Source organism: Pseudomonas monachiensis, assembly GCF_047345015.1.
Lineage (GTDB): Bacteria > Pseudomonadota > Gammaproteobacteria > Pseudomonadales > Pseudomonadaceae > Aquipseudomonas > Aquipseudomonas monachiensis.
In genome coordinates, this window is record NZ_CP178857.1 from 5,871,325 (window position 1) to 5,887,264 (window position 15,940).

The 15,940-nt window shown below is 60.4% G+C and carries 16 protein-coding genes; 5 read left to right on the plus strand and 11 right to left on the minus strand.

The features are described from left to right. The first annotated feature begins 24 nt into the window (after window positions 1-24). Entirely contained in the window at window positions 25-771 is a 747-nt protein-coding gene (locus ACMDB8_RS26470) for an NRDE family protein (RefSeq protein WP_409078172.1), read from the plus strand. A gap of 175 nt (window positions 772-946) precedes the next feature. Here ACMDB8_RS26470 and ptsP read toward each other — a convergent pair whose 3' ends face one another. Both ptsP and ACMDB8_RS26480 read right to left on the minus strand, forming a co-directional pair. Next, on the minus strand, window positions 947-3,226 hold the full coding sequence (gene ptsP, locus ACMDB8_RS26475) for a phosphoenolpyruvate--protein phosphotransferase (protein WP_056726443.1): 2,280 nt from the start codon (window positions 3,224-3,226) through the stop codon (window positions 947-949). Between the two features lie 22 nt (window positions 3,227-3,248). Beyond that, the gene (locus ACMDB8_RS26480; protein WP_003229203.1) at window positions 3,249-3,728 is read right to left on the minus strand and encodes an RNA pyrophosphohydrolase; all 480 of its coding nucleotides are present in this window, start codon (window positions 3,726-3,728) and stop codon (window positions 3,249-3,251) included. A 143-nt stretch (window positions 3,729-3,871) separates the two neighbouring features. Between ACMDB8_RS26480 and ACMDB8_RS26485 the strand changes: the two genes are divergently transcribed. Next, window positions 3,872-4,528, plus strand: coding sequence for an HAD family hydrolase (locus ACMDB8_RS26485; RefSeq protein WP_056726442.1), 657 nt, complete (start codon window positions 3,872-3,874; stop codon window positions 4,526-4,528). Between the two features lie 88 nt (window positions 4,529-4,616). On the opposite strand, the gene ACMDB8_RS26490 is transcribed toward ACMDB8_RS26485, so the two are convergent. Further along, window positions 4,617-5,042 (minus strand): DUF2269 domain-containing protein, encoded by a 426-nt coding sequence (locus ACMDB8_RS26490; RefSeq protein ID WP_409078173.1) that lies wholly within the window; start codon window positions 5,040-5,042, stop codon window positions 4,617-4,619. A gap of 40 nt (window positions 5,043-5,082) precedes the next feature. After that, window positions 5,083-6,597, minus strand: a complete 1,515-nt coding sequence (gene ilvA / locus ACMDB8_RS26495) for a threonine ammonia-lyase, biosynthetic (RefSeq protein WP_008048261.1) — start codon at window positions 6,595-6,597, stop codon at window positions 5,083-5,085. 222 nt (window positions 6,598-6,819) lie between these two features. Between ilvA and rpiA the strand changes: the two genes are divergently transcribed. After that, on the plus strand, window positions 6,820-7,494 hold the full coding sequence (gene rpiA / locus ACMDB8_RS26500) for a ribose-5-phosphate isomerase RpiA (protein WP_409078174.1): 675 nt from the start codon (window positions 6,820-6,822) through the stop codon (window positions 7,492-7,494). A 161-nt stretch (window positions 7,495-7,655) separates the two neighbouring features. On the opposite strand, the gene ACMDB8_RS26505 is transcribed toward rpiA, so the two are convergent. From ACMDB8_RS26505 to ACMDB8_RS26520, 4 genes are all read right to left on the minus strand, one after another. Next, the gene (locus ACMDB8_RS26505; RefSeq protein ID WP_056726439.1) at window positions 7,656-8,573 is read right to left on the minus strand and encodes an SdiA-regulated domain-containing protein; all 918 of its coding nucleotides are present in this window, start codon (window positions 8,571-8,573) and stop codon (window positions 7,656-7,658) included. Between the two features lie 180 nt (window positions 8,574-8,753). Further along, window positions 8,754-9,680 carry an SdiA-regulated domain-containing protein gene (locus ACMDB8_RS26510; RefSeq protein WP_409078175.1) on the minus strand — a complete coding sequence of 309 codons (927 nt, stop codon included), beginning with the start codon at window positions 9,678-9,680 and terminating at the stop codon, window positions 8,754-8,756. A 256-nt stretch (window positions 9,681-9,936) separates the two neighbouring features. Continuing rightward, complete coding sequence (locus tag ACMDB8_RS26515) at window positions 9,937-10,602, minus strand: fumarylacetoacetate hydrolase family protein (RefSeq protein ID WP_409078176.1); 666 nt, start codon at window positions 10,600-10,602, stop codon at window positions 9,937-9,939. Between the two features lie 38 nt (window positions 10,603-10,640). Next, window positions 10,641-12,035 carry an FAD-binding oxidoreductase gene (locus ACMDB8_RS26520; RefSeq protein WP_033052123.1) on the minus strand — a complete coding sequence of 465 codons (1,395 nt, stop codon included), beginning with the start codon at window positions 12,033-12,035 and terminating at the stop codon, window positions 10,641-10,643. 205 nt (window positions 12,036-12,240) lie between these two features. Between ACMDB8_RS26520 and serA the strand changes: the two genes are divergently transcribed. Next, window positions 12,241-13,470, plus strand: a complete 1,230-nt coding sequence (gene serA / locus ACMDB8_RS26525; RefSeq protein WP_007976393.1) for a phosphoglycerate dehydrogenase — start codon at window positions 12,241-12,243, stop codon at window positions 13,468-13,470. 61 nt (window positions 13,471-13,531) lie between these two features. Here the strand turns inward: serA and ACMDB8_RS26530 are convergent, their stop codons facing one another. Next, window positions 13,532-13,957 carry a DUF4399 domain-containing protein gene (locus tag ACMDB8_RS26530; protein ID WP_056726436.1) on the minus strand — a complete coding sequence of 142 codons (426 nt, stop codon included), beginning with the start codon at window positions 13,955-13,957 and terminating at the stop codon, window positions 13,532-13,534. Between the two features lie 135 nt (window positions 13,958-14,092). Here ACMDB8_RS26530 and ACMDB8_RS26535 point away from each other — a divergent pair, with 135 nt between their 5' ends. Next, window positions 14,093-14,683 (plus strand): transporter substrate-binding domain-containing protein, encoded by a 591-nt coding sequence (locus ACMDB8_RS26535; RefSeq protein WP_056726435.1) that lies wholly within the window; start codon window positions 14,093-14,095, stop codon window positions 14,681-14,683. Between the two features lie 122 nt (window positions 14,684-14,805). Here the strand turns inward: ACMDB8_RS26535 and ACMDB8_RS26540 are convergent, their stop codons facing one another. Together ACMDB8_RS26540 and ACMDB8_RS26545 are read right to left on the minus strand one after the other, a co-directional pair. Continuing rightward, a complete protein-coding gene (locus ACMDB8_RS26540; protein ID WP_409078177.1) occupies window positions 14,806-15,291 on the minus strand; it encodes a DUF523 domain-containing protein in 486 nt (161 codons plus the stop codon). A 2-nt stretch (window positions 15,292-15,293) separates the two neighbouring features. Continuing rightward, the gene (locus ACMDB8_RS26545; RefSeq protein WP_056726433.1) at window positions 15,294-15,926 is read right to left on the minus strand and encodes a 2OG-Fe(II) oxygenase; all 633 of its coding nucleotides are present in this window, start codon (window positions 15,924-15,926) and stop codon (window positions 15,294-15,296) included. Between the last annotated feature and the right edge of the window lie 14 nt (window positions 15,927-15,940).

Sequence of the window (15,940 nt, forward strand, 5' to 3'; positions counted from 1 at the left end):
CAAAAAACACACAAGGACAGCCTGATGTGCCTGATTGTTTTTGCCTGGCGACCGGGTCATGCCCAGCCGCTGGTCGTGGCGGCCAATCGCGATGAATTCTACGCCCGCCCCAGCCTGCCCCTGGCGTCATGGACCGAAGCGCCGCATGTGCATGCGGGGCGCGACCTCGAGGCCGGTGGTACCTGGCTCGGCGTCGGCGCCAACGGACGCTTTGCGGCGCTGACCAACATCCGCGACCCCCATCGGCCACCGGGGCGCAAGTCTCGTGGGGAGCTGGTCGCGCGATTTCTCAATGGCGACTGCTCGATTGATGACTATTTGGCCGACGTTGTCCGACGTTCGCTTGAATATGGCGGTTTCAATCTACTGGTTGGCAACAGGAACGAGCTCTGGCACTTCAACGCCCGGGAAACGCAAGCCGTGATGCTGCAACCGGGAGTCTACGGCGTGTCGAACGCCGGGCTGGATACGCCGTGGCCGAAGTTGCTCAAGGCCAAGGCTGCATTGAGCGAGGTGCTGGATGATCCGCAGCCGCAGGCGCTGCTGGCGTTATTGAGCGATGCACAGACCGCGCCGTTTGCCGAGTTGCCGGATACCGGTGTCGGACTGGCCACCGAGACGTTGCTGTCGAGCGTGTTCATTGCCAGCCAGAGCTATGGAACGCGGGCGAGTACGGCGTTGATTGTGCAGGCGGATGGGGCGCTGCATATGGTCGAAAGGAGTTTCGGGCCGTTTGGTGGGCATCTTGGAGAAGTGGAACTCAAAATTTGATCTGACGTGGCCCTGTGGCGAGGGTGCTTGTCGGATCGCCGCACCGTCCCGCTCGGCTGCGAAGCAGTCGCAATCCAGCTACCACAGTTTTTCTGAAAAACCGCATTAGCCGGAGTTAGGAGCGCTTCGCACTCCAGCGGGAGCAAGCTCCCTCGCCACAGGGGCCGTCAGCGTTTTAGAGGGGCTTGATTGCTGCCGGATTGATCATCCGCGCCAACCCGAGGTTCTTCAGCGCCAGCTGCAACGAGCTGTGAATCACTTGCGGGTTGTCGATGGTCATCAGCTCTGCCAGCAGCTCCTTGGCCTTGCTCAGGTTGATCTGGCGCAGCATCCACTTCACTTTCGGCAAGTTGGTGGCGTTCATCGACAAACTGTCGAACCCCATCGCCATCAACAGCACCGCCGCCGCCGGATCACCGGCCATTTCACCGCAGATACTCACTGGCTTGCCTTCGGCGTGGGCATCACGCACCACATTCTGCAGCGCCTGAAGCACCGCCGGGTGCAGGTAATCGTAGAGGTCGGCCACCCGCGGGTTGTTGCGGTCCACGGCCAACAGGTACTGGGTCAGGTCGTTGGAGCCGACCGACAGGAAGTCCACTTGCCGCGCCAGTTCCTTGGTCTGGTACACCGCCGCCGGAATCTCGATCATGACGCCAATCGGCGGCATCGGTACGTCGCAGCCCTCGTCACGCACTTCACCCCAGGCACGGTGGATCAGGTGCAGGGCTTCCTCCAGCTCGTGGGTGCCGGAAATCATCGGCAGCAGGATGCGCAGGTTGTTCAGGCCTTCACTGGCCTTGAGCATGGCGCGGGTCTGCACCAGGAAAATTTCCGGGTGATCAAGGGTGACGCGAATGCCGCGCCAGCCGAGGAATGGGTTGTCTTCCTTGATCGGGAAGTACGACAGCGATTTGTCGCCGCCGATGTCCAGGGTTCGCATGGTCACCGGTTGCGGGTGGAACGCGGACAGCTGTTCGCGGTAGATCGCCAGTTGTTCCTTTTCGCTCGGGAAACGCTGGTTGATCATGAACGGCACTTCGGTGCGGTACAGACCCACGCCTTCGGCACCGCGCTTCTGCGCGCGCGCCACATCCGCCAGCAGGCCGGTGTTGACCCACAGCGGCATGCGGTGGCCATCGACCGTCACGCACGGCAGGTCGCGCAGCGCATCCAGCCCCAGGGCCAGTTGTTTCTCTTCCTCGACCACCTCGGCGAACTGCTTGCGCAGCACTTCACTCGGGTTGGTGTAGACCTCGCCGTGGTAGCCGTCGACGATCATCTGGATGCCGTCGACCTTGGAGTACGGCAGGTCGACCAGGCCCATCACGGTCGGAATGCCCATGGCGCGGGCGAGGATGGCGACGTGGGAGTTACCGGAACCGAGCACCGACACCAGGCCGGCCAGCTTGCCTTCCGGCACCTCGCCGAGCATCGCCGGCGTCAGTTCTTCGCTGACCAGAATAGTGTTGTCGGGGTAGACCAGGGTTTGCTGGCGCTCTTCCTGCAAATAAGCCAGCAAGCGACGGCCGAGATCCTTGACGTCGGAGGCACGCTCACGCAGGTAAGCGTCGTCCATCAATTCGAAGCGGTTGACGTGATCGGTGACCACCTGGCGCAACGCGCCCTGGGCCCACTGGCCGGTCTTGATCACGGTGGTGACTTCGCTGCCCAGCGCGGCATCGTCGAGCATCATCAGGTAGACGTCGAACAAGGCCCGTTCTTCGGGGCGCAGCTGGGTGGCGAGCTTGGCCGACAACGCGCGCATGTCGGCGCGTACGCCTTCGATGGCGGTCTTGAACAGTTTGAGCTCGGCGTCGATGTCAGAAATGGCCTTATCCGGCACCACGTCCAGATCGGCCGGGGGCAACATGACCACCGCCGTACCGACTGCCGCACCCGGCGAACCCGGCACGCCGACGAACTTGGCTTCCTGGATGCCCTTGCCCTGGCGACCGAGGCCACGGATCGAACCGGTGGCTTCGGCGTGGGCGATAACACCGGCGAGCTGCGCGCTCATGGTCACGAGGAAGGCTTCTTCGCCCTCATCGAACTGGCGACGTTCTTTTTGCTGGATGACCAACACGCCGACGACGCGGCGGTGGTGAATGATCGGCGCACCGAGGAACGAAGCGTAGCGCTCTTCACCGGTTTCGGCGAAGTAGCGGTAGCGCGGGTGGTCCGCGGCGTTTTCGAGGTTCAGGGGTTCTTCACGCGTGCCGACCAGACCCACCAGACCTTCGTTGGGCGCCATGCTGACCTTGCCGATCGAGCGCTTGTTCAAGCCCTCGGTGGCCATCAGCACGAACCGGTTGGTCTCCGGATCAAGCAGGTAGACCGAGCAGACCTGGCTGCCCATGGCCTCTTTGACGCGCAACACAATAATCCCCAACGCCGCCTTGAGATCCTTGGCGGAGTTAACTTCCTGGACGATCTTGCGCAGCGTATTGAGCATGGCTCGGGGTCGAACTCCGTCGTCAGTCGCGCGCTAAAAGGCGCGGGGCAAGCTCTTTGAGAGCGCGTCGATACACCTCGCGCTTGAATGTCACCACCTGGCCCAACGGATACCAATAGCTGACCCAGCGCCAGCCATCGAATTCCGGTTTACCGGTCAAATCCATCCGCACCCGCTGCTCGTTGGAGATCAGGCGCAGGAGAAACCATTTCTGTTTCTGGCCGATGCACAGCGGTTGGCTATGGGTACGTACCAGACGTTGCGGCAAACGATAGCGCAACCAGCCCCGGGTGCAGGCGAGAATTTCAACATCTTCGCGTTCAAGGCCCACTTCTTCGTTCAGCTCGCGGTACAAGGCGTCTTCCGGCGTCTCTTCGGGGTTGATTCCCCCCTGCGGAAACTGCCAGGCATCTTGATTGATTCGGCGAGCCCATAGCACCTGGCCGGCGTCATTCGTCAGAATGATCCCGACATTGGGGCGAAAACCATCGGGGTCGATCACGGCAACAACCTCGCAAACGCATGTCGCCGCATTGTTCCACAAAGGTTGTGAAGGCGGCAACGAAGGTTCCTACCTTATGTGCACTCTTGTGAAAAGACCGTATTCTTGTCGCCTTTTTACTGACTTTTCAGCGGGTAACTGTAATGCGCCTGGCTTTATTCGATTTGGACAACACCCTTCTGGGCGGTGACAGCGATCACGCCTGGGGCGATTACCTGTGCGAGCGCGGCTTTCTAGACGCCGTCGCCTACAAGGCACGCAACGATGCGTTCTACCAGGATTACCTGGCCGGCAAACTGGATAACGCCGCTTACCTGAACTTCTGCCTGGAAGTCCTCGGCCGCACCGAAATGGCCACGCTGGCTCAATGGCACAGCGATTACATGCGCGACTGCATCGAACCGATCCTGCTGCCCAAAGCCATCGAGCTTTTGGCCAAGCACCGCGCGGCCGGCGACAAACTGGTGATCATCACTGCGACCAACCGCTTCGTCACCGGGCCGATTGCCGAGCGCCTGGGTGTCGAAACCCTGATCGCCACCGAATGCGAAATGGTCGACGGCCGCTACACCGGGCGCAGCACCGACGTGCCGTGCTTTCGCGAGGGCAAGGTGACGCGCTTGAATCGCTGGCTGGAGGAAACCGGGTTTACGCTGGAAGACAGCTACTTCTATAGCGACTCGATGAATGATTTTCCGTTGCTGGAGCAGGTGACTCATGCGGTGGCGGTTGATCCGGACCCGAATCTGCGAGCCGAGGCCGAGAAGCGGGGTTGGCCGGTGATTTCGTTGCGCGATTGATAAATCAAAAGATCGCAGCCTTCGGCAGCTCCTACAAGGTATCGCGCACACACCTGTAGGAGCTGCCGAAGGCTGCGATCTTTTTGGGTCAAACAGGCTTGGCACCCATCAACCCGGCAATGGCCACAAGACAGACAAAACTGAACAACGCCAAGGCAAAGATGAATTTCCCCACACCACCCGGCGTCTTGCGCAGCTTGTTCAGCCGCACCAGCAGCCAAAACCACGCCAGCGCCGCCACGGTGTACAGCACGCTCGACGCCAGCAACCAGGTTTGCCCCAGCGGCCAGCCCACCAGGTGCACCATCCACCAGCCGGTAAACGGCATGCTCAGCAGTGCCAGGCCCATCAGCAGCCAGACAAATACCCTTGGCCGCTGCAAGGTTCGACTACCCGCCGTCGCGTCACCCTTGCGCCGCGCAAGCAAAACCCAGGCTCCCAGCCCCAGCGCACAAGCCAGCAGTACAACCGTTGCCACCATGTGCGCCGCTTTCAGGGCAGTTAACGTTTCCATTGTCAGATTTCCTTATTGCCTTGCCCGTCAGCGTAGCCGTTCAGCCAAGAAACAGCTGATAGGCCGGGTTGTCGCTTTCGTCCCAGTATGGGTAACCGATTTCTTCCAGCGCCGCCGGCACCAGGTGGCGCTCGTCGTGAGGCACTTGCAGGCCCGCGACGACACGGCCATCGGCCGCGCCATGGTTGCGGTAGTGGAACATCGAGATGTTCCAGCGCCCGCCGAGCTTGTTGAGGAAGTTGAACAGCGCGCCCGGACGCTCCGGGAATTCGAAACGCAGGATCACTTCATCGACCACATGCGCCGCACGCCCACCCACCATGTGGCGGATGTGCAGCTTGGCCAGTTCGTTGTCGGTCAGGTCCAGCACCGGGAAACCCTGCTCGCTCAGGCTGGCGATCAACGCGCTGCGCGGGTCGTTTTCCGGGTGGGTCTGCACGCCGACAAAGATGTGCGCTTCGCTGCCGGTGTTGTAGCGGTAGTTGAATTCGGTGATCTGACGCTTGCCGATGGCCTCGCAGAACGCCTTGAAGCTGCCCGGTTTCTCGGGAATGGTCACGGCGATGATTGCTTCGCGGCCCTCACCCAGCTCCGCACGCTCGGCGACATGGCGCAGGCGATCGAAGTTAACGTTGGCCCCGGAGTCGATGGCCACGAAGGTCTGGCCGCTGACGCCGCGCTGCTCGACATACTTCTTGATCCCGGCCACGCCCAAGGCGCCGGCAGGTTCGGTGATCGAGCGGGTATCGTCGTAGATATCCTTGATCGCCGCGCAGATTTCGTCGGTGCTGACGGTGATCACTTCGTCGACATGGTCTTTGCAGATGTCAAAGGTGTGCTGACCGATCTGGGCCACCGCCACGCCGTCGGCGAAGAGGCCTACGGTCGGCAGTACCACACGCTCACCCGCCGCCATGGCGGCTTGCAGGCAATTGGAGTCATCCGGTTCGACGCCGATGACCTTGATGTCGGGGCGCAGGTACTTCACGTAAGCGGCGATGCCGGCGATCAGGCCGCCGCCGCCCACCGGGACGAAAATCGCATCCAGTGGCTGCGGATGCTGGCGCAGAATCTCCATCGCCACGGTGCCCTGCCCGGCAATGGTGTGGGGGTCGTCGTACGGGTGAATGTAGACGTAGCCTTTTTCGTCGACCAGTTTCAGCGAGTAGGCCAGGGCTTCCGGGAACGAATCGCCGTGCAGCACCACTTTGCCACCACGGGAGCGCACGCCTTCGACCTTGATCTCCGGGGTAGTCTTGGGCATGACGATGGTCGCTTTCACGCCCAACACCTTGGCCGCCAGGGCCAGGCCCTGGGCATGGTTGCCCGCCGACGCGGTGACCACGCCGCGAGCCCGTTCTTCGTCGCTCAACTGGGTCAACTTGTTGTAGGCGCCGCGAATCTTGAACGAGAACACCGGCTGCAAGTCTTCGCGCTTGAGCCAAATGCTGTTGCCCAGCCGCTCGGAGAGCTGGCGGGCAGTCTGCAGCGGGGTTTCTACGGCAACGTCATAAACGCGCGAGGTGAGGATCTTTTTGACGTACTGTTCAAGCATCGGAAAGCATCACTGAGCGGGTTGGGCTGGACCAAGGAGTCTAACCCGCATTTTGGGCGGGCGACCACACTAAACAGGTGGTTTTAAGCCAGCGAAAAGATCGCAGCCTTCGGCAGCTCCTACAGGTGCGATCTTTTGACCTGCCAATTGGGCAATGACCTTCCCCGCCCCGAAGCCTATAATGCCGGCCTTTCGTCCCCTCCTCGGCACCTCGGAGCCCGCATGAACCAGGATCAACTCAAACAGGCAGTGGCTCAGGCCGCCGTCGACTTCATCCTTCCGAAACTCGACGACAAGAGCATCGTCGGGGTCGGCACCGGCTCCACCGCCAACTGCTTCATCGATGCCCTGGCCCAACACAAGGGTGCATTCGATGGCGCCGTCGCCAGTTCCGAAGCCACCGCCGCGCGCCTCAAGGGCCACGGCATTCCGGTGTACGAACTGAATACCGTCAGCGACCTGGAGTTCTATGTCGACGGCGCCGATGAGAGCGACGAGCACCTGAACCTGATCAAGGGCGGCGGCGCTGCCCTGACCCGCGAGAAGATTGTCGCGGCCGTGGCCAAGACCTTCATCTGCATCGCCGACGCCAGCAAACTGGTGCCGGTCCTCGGTGCTTTCCCGCTGCCGGTGGAAGTGATCCCGATGGCCCGCAGCCACGTGGCCCGCGAACTGGTGAAGCTCGGCGGCGACCCGGTTTACCGTGAAGGCGTGCTGACCGACAACGGCAACATCATCCTCGACGTGTTCAACATGCAGATCACCAATCCGGTGGAACTGGAAACGCAGATCAATGCGATCGTCGGCGTGGTCACCAACGGTTTGTTCGCGGCACGTCCGGCGGATCTGTTGTTGCTGGGTACGAGCGAAGGTGTGAAGACACTGCGCGCCGAGTAAGCCAGTTTGCCCACCTGTTTGCGGGCAGACGAAATACCTGTGGGAGCGGCGGTGCGGCGATCCGACCTGCTCGCGAAGGGGTCGTGTCAGTCGATAGAGATGTCAACTGACAGATTGCCTTTGCGAGCAAGCCCGCTCCCACATTTGTTTTGGGGTGCTGGTTAGAGTTGCGTGGGTTTCTTGAACACGTAGAACAGGTTTGGCTCACTCACCAGGTACAACGCACCGTCGTCGTCCACGGCGAGCCCCTCCGCTTGCGGCACGGTTTTTTGCAGGCCATGGCGCCCCTTGCTCAATGACATTGTGCTCAGCGGACGCCCGCCCACATCCAGCTCCAGAATCAATCGCGACTCATCCGACAGCGCCAGCAAATGCCCGCTGCGCTCGTCGTATTGCAGGCTCGACAGATCCCGCACGAACATCCCGGCATCACGTTTGGGGTCGTTGATCACGTGCACCGAGTAGGATTCTTCAGGATTGAAGCGCGGAAAACCGTGCACCTCGTAGATCAGCATCGGGTTGCGCTCCTTGGCGACGAACAGGCGCTTGCCCACAGAGTCGTAGGCCAGGCCCTCGAAGCCCTTGTTGCCGCCCATGTGTACGCCAATGGTCATCTGCTCGGCGTCTGCCGCATCGACGAAGGTGGTGTCCTGCTCCAGACGAATCTTGATCAGCCGCTGCTGGCTTTCATCAGTGACCACGTAGATGTCTTCGCTGATGAACTCCACCGCCTCCGGATCACCGAAACCGACCAGCGCCACACGACGCAAGATCCTGCCGTCGAGGGACAACTCGACCAGCTCGCTCCGTTTGTTGGTGACGGTGAACAGGCTTTTGCGCACGGGATCGTAGGTCAGCGCCGAAACGTTGTCGGCCAGGCCATCGATCACCTGCGCTTCGGTCACGACCTGGTACTGGTCCAACCCCATGGACCGGGAACTCACCGGCTGCCACAGCGTATGCAGATTGAACCAGGTGCGCTCGAACAGGCGCATGTACTGGGCGATCGCTATCAACGCGATCAGCAAGACCACCAACAGAATCAGAATCAGGGATTTGGGACGGGCAAATCGACGCATTCGGGTGGGCTCGGGTCAAAACAGGCGGATGAAATATCACGCCCGTCTGAACTGAAGCTTAATGGCCGTGAGCCTTTTACGCATACGCAATCAGCGTAGGAGCTGCCGCAGGCTGCGATCTTTTGATCTTTAGCTATCAGTCAAGAGATCGCAGCCTTCGGCAGCTCCTACACAGAGGCACTACCTCTGTTTTTCGAAGCGATAAAACAGGTTCGGTTCACTCACCATGTACAGCGTGCCCGCTTCATCCATGGTTACGCCTTCGGCACGGGGAATGGTATTTTTCAGACCGTTGAAGCCACGCAGCAGGGTAATGAAACTGACCTGCTCACCCTTCTTGTCCAGCTCCAGCAGCAGGTGCGAGTCAGCGGACAACACCAGCATGTGGCCGGTCCGTGGATCGACGGCCAGGGCAGACAGGTTGCGCATGTCCAGTGCATGGCTGGCCAGCTTCAGCTTGTCGCCGGTCAGGACCTTGCCATCACCTTTCCAGGCGAACAATGCCGGCGGACGCTCTTCGCCCAGTAACAGTTGCTGATTGCTCGGGTCCCAGGTGACAGCCTCGAACGCCTTGTTCTGGTCTTTGGAAGGCCCGAGGTCGTATTTCGGGAAGTCGGCCATATCCAATTCGCGGGTATCGGCATCGACCTTGACGATAGCGATCAGATGCTCGCGCTCATCGACAATGGCCAGCCGGCCGTCGCCCAGCACGGTGATGCCCTCAGGGTTGCTCCAGCCGACCAACGGCATTTTGCGCAGCACATCGCCCTGCAAGTTCAATTCGACCAGGAACGGGTTCTTGCCCATGACCGAAAACAGGGTCTTGGTCTGAGGGTCGTAGGCCACGTCCGATGCTTCATCCTTCTCCATGCCCGGCAACGGCTTGGCATCGATCACCGCCCGATAGCCCGGAAGCCAGATACTCGCCTGACGCTCGGCCGGACTCTTGAATTGCTCTTTCACCCAGAGCACGCCACGAGAATCCCAGTGCATGGCAAATGCGACGCCGTAGGCAACAACCGCCACCAGCAGCAGCCAGGTGTGCCAGCGCAGGGCGAAGCGCGAACGGCGAACAGGTTCAAGCGTGGAAAGAGGAGGAGTGGCCATCGAGGAATGCGTTCCAGAAATTCAGGCTAGGGTAATAGCACAGTTTGGGGCCGGCTCAGAGGCCAATAGCCCTGAAATTATCCAGACTGGATGTGAAAAAAACGGGAAATGCCAGGGTGAGCCTTTTGAAGACCACGGAAAAATCAATGTGGGAGCGGGCTTGCTCGCGAAGAGGGTGTGTCAGACAACACTTATGTCGACTGTCACGCCCCCTTCGCGAGCAAGCCCGCTCCCACAGGGTTTGGCGGTGCCTGGACTAGCGAACGCTGCTGGTGAAACTGCTGGCGCCGGGCAATTCCAGAACGATCTCGTCACCAACGTTCAGCGGACCAACGCCCACTGGCGTGCCGGTGAGGATCACGTCACCAGCCTGCAGCGAGAAGCAGCCGGCCATGTGCTGGATCATCGGCACGATCGGGTTGAGCATCGCGCTGCTGTTGCCGTCCTGGCGCACTTCACCGTTGATGGTCAGGCGAATGCCGATATCGGTCAGGTCGGCAAAGGTGCTGCCGGACACGAACGGAGCAAGCACTGCCGCGCCGTCGAAGGACTTGGCGATTTCCCAGGGCAACCCCTTGGATTTCAGCTCGGCCTGCTTGTCGCGCAGGGTCAGGTCCAGGGCCGGAGCGAAACCGGAGATGGCGTCGAGCACTTCTTCACGGCTCGGCTTGGTCGACAACGGTTTGCCGATCAAGACCGCGATTTCCGCCTCGTAATGCACCGAACCGCGCTCGGCCGGAATGCTGAAACCGCCTTCCAGCGGCACCACGCAACTGCCCGGCTTGATGAACAGCAGCGGCTCGGTCGGCACCGGATTGTCCAGTTCCTTGGCGTGTTCGGCGTAGTTACGGCCGATGCACACCACTTTCCCCAACGGGAAGTGAATGCGCGTACCGTCGACATACTGGTGCTGATAGCTCATTACCGACTCCTGCTTCGTTGGCTCTTAAAGTTCGAAAATCAAACAGCGAAAATCTTGCCCGGGTTCATGATGCCGTTCGGGTCGAACACCGCCTTGACCGCCTTCATGTATTCGATCTCGACAGGCGAGCGGCTGTAGGTCAGGTAGTCACGCTTGGTCATGCCCACGCCGTGCTCGGCGGAGATCGAACCGTTGTACTTCTCGACGGTTTCGAACACCCACTTGTTGACGGTCGCGCACTTGGCGAAGAACTCATCCTTGCTCAGGTTATCCGGCTTGAGGATGTTCAAGTGCAGGTTGCCGTCGCCGATGTGGCCGAACCAGACGATTTCGAAATCCGGGTAGTGTTCGCCGACGATGGCGTCGATTTCCTTCAGGAATGCCGGGACTTTCGATACGGTGACCGAGATGTCGTTTTTGTACGGTGTCCAGTGGGAAATGGTTTCGGAGATGTATTCGCGCAGCTTCCACAGGTTCTGCAGCTGGGTTTCGCTCTGGCTCATCACACCGTCCAGTACCCAGCCCTGCTCGACGCAGTGCTCGAAGGTTTCCAGGGCGTGGTTGGCCACTTCCTCGGTGGTCGCTTCGAATTCCAGCAGCGCGTAGAACGGGCAATCGGATTCGAACGGCGCCGGCACATCGCCACGAGCCATGACTTTGGCCAGGGCTTTGTCGGAGAAGAATTCGAAGGCGGTCAGGTCAAGCTTGCTCTGGAAGGCGTGCAGCACCGGCATGATCGAATCGAAATCGGCGGTACCGAGGACCATTGCAGTGAGGTTTTTCGGTGCGCGGTCCAGGCGCATGGTCGCTTCGACCACGAACCCGAGGGTACCTTCGGCACCGATGAACAGCTGGCGCATGTCGTAGCCGGTGGCGTTCTTGATCAGGTCGCGGTTCAGTTCCAGAACGTCACCCTTGCCGGTGACCACTTTCATGCCGGCGACCCAGTTACGGGTCATGCCGTAGCGAATCACCTTAATCCCGCCGGCATTGGTGCCGATATTGCCGCCAATCTGGCTCGAACCCGCCGAAGCGAAGTCCACCGGGTAGTACAGGCCTTTCTCTTCGGCGACGTTCTGCAGGTGCTCGGTGACCACGCCCGGCTGGCAAACGGCCGTGCGGTCAGTGAGGTTCACGTCGAGGATCTGGTTCATGTAGTCAAAGGACACCACGACCTCACCATTGGCCGCCACCGCTGCTGCGGAAAGACCGGTACGACCGCCGGACGGCACCAGCGCCACCTTGTGTTTGTTCGCCCACAGGACAATGGCCTGGACCTGCTCGGTGGTCTTGGGGAACACGATGGCGGTCGGGGCCGGGGCGAAATGCTTGGTCCAATCCTTTCCGTAAGCATTCAGGGAGTCGGCATCGGTCAGCACCTTGCCAGGCTCAACCAGGGTCTTCAGCTCTTCAATCAGGGCAGGATTGGTCATCGACAGAACTCTCGAACAATTCATGGTCATCCTGAGAACGCTTCACGTCGCAGGAATGAGTGTTTAGCGGGGTGCATATGCTAGCATAACGACCCCGCAGGATAGTGCCCAAGGGCTGTTCTGCGGTGACGGCTTTCCTGCCGTCCGGGTCAGCATCTGCTGGCTACTTCCTGCCATTTTTTCTCCGGGACACAGGTTTACGCAGATGAGCAAGACTTCTCTCGATAAGAGCAAGATCAAGTTCCTTCTTCTCGAAGGCGTCCACCAATCGGCTGTCGACGTCCTCAAGGCGGCGGGCTACACCAGCATCGAGTACCTCACGGGTTCTCTGCCGGAAGCCCAGCTCAAGGAAAAGATCGCTGATGCTCACTTCATCGGCATTCGCTCCCGCACTCAACTGACCGAAGAGATCTTCGATCACGCGAAGAAGCTCGTGGCTGTAGGGTGTTTCTGCATCGGCACCAACCAGGTCGACCTGGACGCGGCCCGCGAACGCGGCATCGCGGTGTTCAACGCACCGTACTCCAACACCCGTTCCGTAGCGGAGCTGGTGCTGGCCGAAGCGATCCTGCTGCTGCGCGGCATCCCTGAGAAGAACGCTTCCTGCCACCGTGGCGGCTGGATCAAGAGCGCGGCCAATTCCTTCGAGATCCGTGGCAAGAAGCTGGGCATCGTCGGCTACGGCTCGATCGGCACTCAACTGTCGGTCCTGGCGGAAGGCTTGGGCATGCAGGTGTACTTCTACGACACCATCACCAAGCTGCCATTGGGTAACGCCACTCAGGTAGGCAACCTGCACGAGCTGCTGGCGATGTCCGACATCGTTTCGCTGCACGTTCCGGAAACCGCCGCCACCCAGTGGATGATGGGCGAGAAGGAAATCCGCGCCATCAAGAAAGGCGGCATCCTGATCAATGCCGCCCGCGGCACCGTGGTCGAACTGGACCACCTGGCGGCAGCCATCAAGGACAAGCACCTGATCGGCGCGGCCATCGACGTATTCCCGGTGGAGCCACGCTCCAACGACGAAGAGTTCGAAAGCCCGCTGCGTGGCCTGGACAACGTGATCCTGACCCCGCACATCGGCGGTTCCACCGCTGAAGCCCAGGCCAACATCGGTCTGGAAGTGGCGGAAAAACTGGTCAAGTACAGCGACAACGGTACTTCGGTATCGTCCGTGAACTTCCCGGAAGTGGCCCTGCCGGCTCACCCTGGCAAGCACCGCCTGCTGCACATCCACGAAAACATCCCGGGCGTGCTCAGCGAGATCAACAAGGTCTTCGCCGAAAACGGCATCAACATCTCCGGTCAGTTCCTGCAGACCAACGAGAAAGTCGGTTACGTGGTAATCGACGTCGACGCCGAGTACTCGGATCTGGCGCAAGAGAAGCTGCAACACGTCAAAGGCACCATCCGTAGTCGCGTGTTGTTCTGATCACGACCTGAGCGACAAAAAAGGGAGCCTTCGGGCTCCCTTTTTCATTCACGCCACAACGTTACTTGACGTTGACGGTGATCTTCTCGGAAACGATCGGCGGATCGAACGGCATGTGGTTGCTATCGCCCAGTTCCAACTGCAAGGTGTGCTTGCCCGGCGTGAGCGTTACTTCAGCCTGGGTCTGCGCGTTGCCGAAATGCATGTGGTTGGCATCCTTGGGAATCGGCGCACCGGCGGCGGGCAGCTCGTCGACATCGATCAGCAAGTGGTGGTGACCGGTGTTCTTGGTGGTATCGCCCGCCGGTGCCAAGGCAACGTTCTCGACCGCGAACTTGACCACGACCGTCTGGGGAACCGTTGCGCCATCCTTGGGAGACACGATGGACACTTCGGCGCCTTTCGGAGCCGGCGTTGCAGCACTGGCCAGCACCGAAACACCCATCAACAGGCCAGCCAAAGCAGCACGTGACATAAAGGTTTTCATTCTCTTCTCCAGTTTTTCCGTAAAATCCGCGTGACCATGACAACTTCATGGCCATTCGTTGTCGAAGGCACTCGACAACCATAGCAAAGCGAGCCTGAATCAGAGGGTCGCGATAATAAATTCAAAGGAGTGACCATGCGCTTTCTGCCTGGCCTGATCTGCCTGCTACCCCTTCTGAGCCCTTTGGCTCATGCCGAACTGATTGATGACGTCAACGACCGGGGCGAATTGCGCATTGCCGTTGAAGCCAACACTCCCCCATTCAACTTCAAGGATGACGACAAGCTCACCGGCTTCGAAGTCGAGCTGGGCCAACTGCTGGCAAGTGAACTCGATGTCCGGGCCGACTTTGTCGTCACCGACGGCAGCGATCTGCTGACCGGCGTCGAAAGCGGCAAATACGACATCGCTATCAACCACATAGCAGTGACCCCGGATCTCAAGGATCGTTTCGACTTCAGCGAGCCTTACATTCAAACCCATGCGCAACTGATCGCGCAGAAAGAAGAGCCGCGCTCCATTTTGCTGGTGCAATCGCTGACGCAAGAGACGCCCAAAACCAACCCGGCCGTGAGCCTGGCGATTCCGTTCCAGAAGGGTAATCCGGCGTTCCATGCCAGCCTGGAAAACGCCTTGCAGCGGATCAAGGATGACGGACGACTGCAAGCGCTGGAGCAGAAGTGGTTGGGGGCGGATGCGGGTGTGGTGCCGAAGCTGCAGAACTGAAGTAAATGCAGAACCTGTGGGAGCGAGTTTGCTCGCGATGAGGCCAGTCCAGTCAACATTGATGTTGGATGTCAGGCCGCCATCGCGAGCAAGCTCGCTCCCACAGTGTCTTGTGTCGCTCGTTAATCGAGTGTTGCCAACGCCTGCGCCGCCTGCGGCAACTCCAGCTCACTGAACACCTGCACCCCGTGGCGTTTGAGCAGTGCCGCCGTCACGCCCTCGCCACTGACCTTCACACCGCTGAACGTCCCGTCATAGGTCAGCAGATTGCCGCAGGACGGGCTGTTGGCCTTGAGGACGGCGATGCGGATGCCGTGCTTTTGTACCAGCTCCAGTGCCTGATACGCCCCCGACAGAAACTGCGAACTGACGTCCTCACCCTCGGTGGTGATCACCAACGCCTGGCCATCGAGGACTTGCACGCCCTGCCCGCCTGGAATTTCCGCTGCCGCCCGAGGTGTTGGCAATCCACCGGCCACCTCGGGGCACAACGGCACGACCCGCCCCTCATCAAGCCACTGCTGAAGCTGATCGAACGGCCCGCTGGCCCCGCCGTCGTAACGGACGCGGTGGCCCAACAGGCAGCGGCTGACGAGAATTTTCTGCATGATCAGAACGGCTCGTTGCCGCGCCGGCGGAACCAGCCGGTCAGCGACAGGCGATCCCGGGTCGCGGGCAGGACTTCATGGGGAACCTCTCCGGAGAGAAACACCACCAGGCAGCCGCCTACAGGTTGCACGTCGTGGACGCGATCATTGTCGAGGTACATGCGCAACTGGCCGCCGAGTTCGGGAAGCCAGGCGTCATTGAGGTAAACCACCGCCGAAACCATACGCCGGTCGTCATCGCGAAAGCGGTCGACGTGCTTCAGGTAGAACGCACCGGGCGGGTACATCGCAAAATGGCTTTCGAAATCCTCCAGGCCGAGAAACAGACCGCGATTGATCGCCTCGCGCAGGCTGTTCATCAAACTCAGGTAGCTGTCGCACGCCTCGGCCTGGCCGGGGTCGATCCACTGGATATGGTCGCCACGAATCCCTTCGCGGATCTCCGAAAACGGTCCACGGCCGACGGCGGCCGGAGCCAGTTCACCCTCGGCAGCACGTTTGCGACACTCGGCCGCCAGCGCCCGGGTCAGATCCAGAGGCAGGAAAATATTCTGCTGCGACCAGCCGTGCTCGGCCAGGTCGTCGACGATTCGTAGCAGCAGCGGGTGATCAGAGGATATTTGCATGGCGCGCATAGTATTCCTGTGCC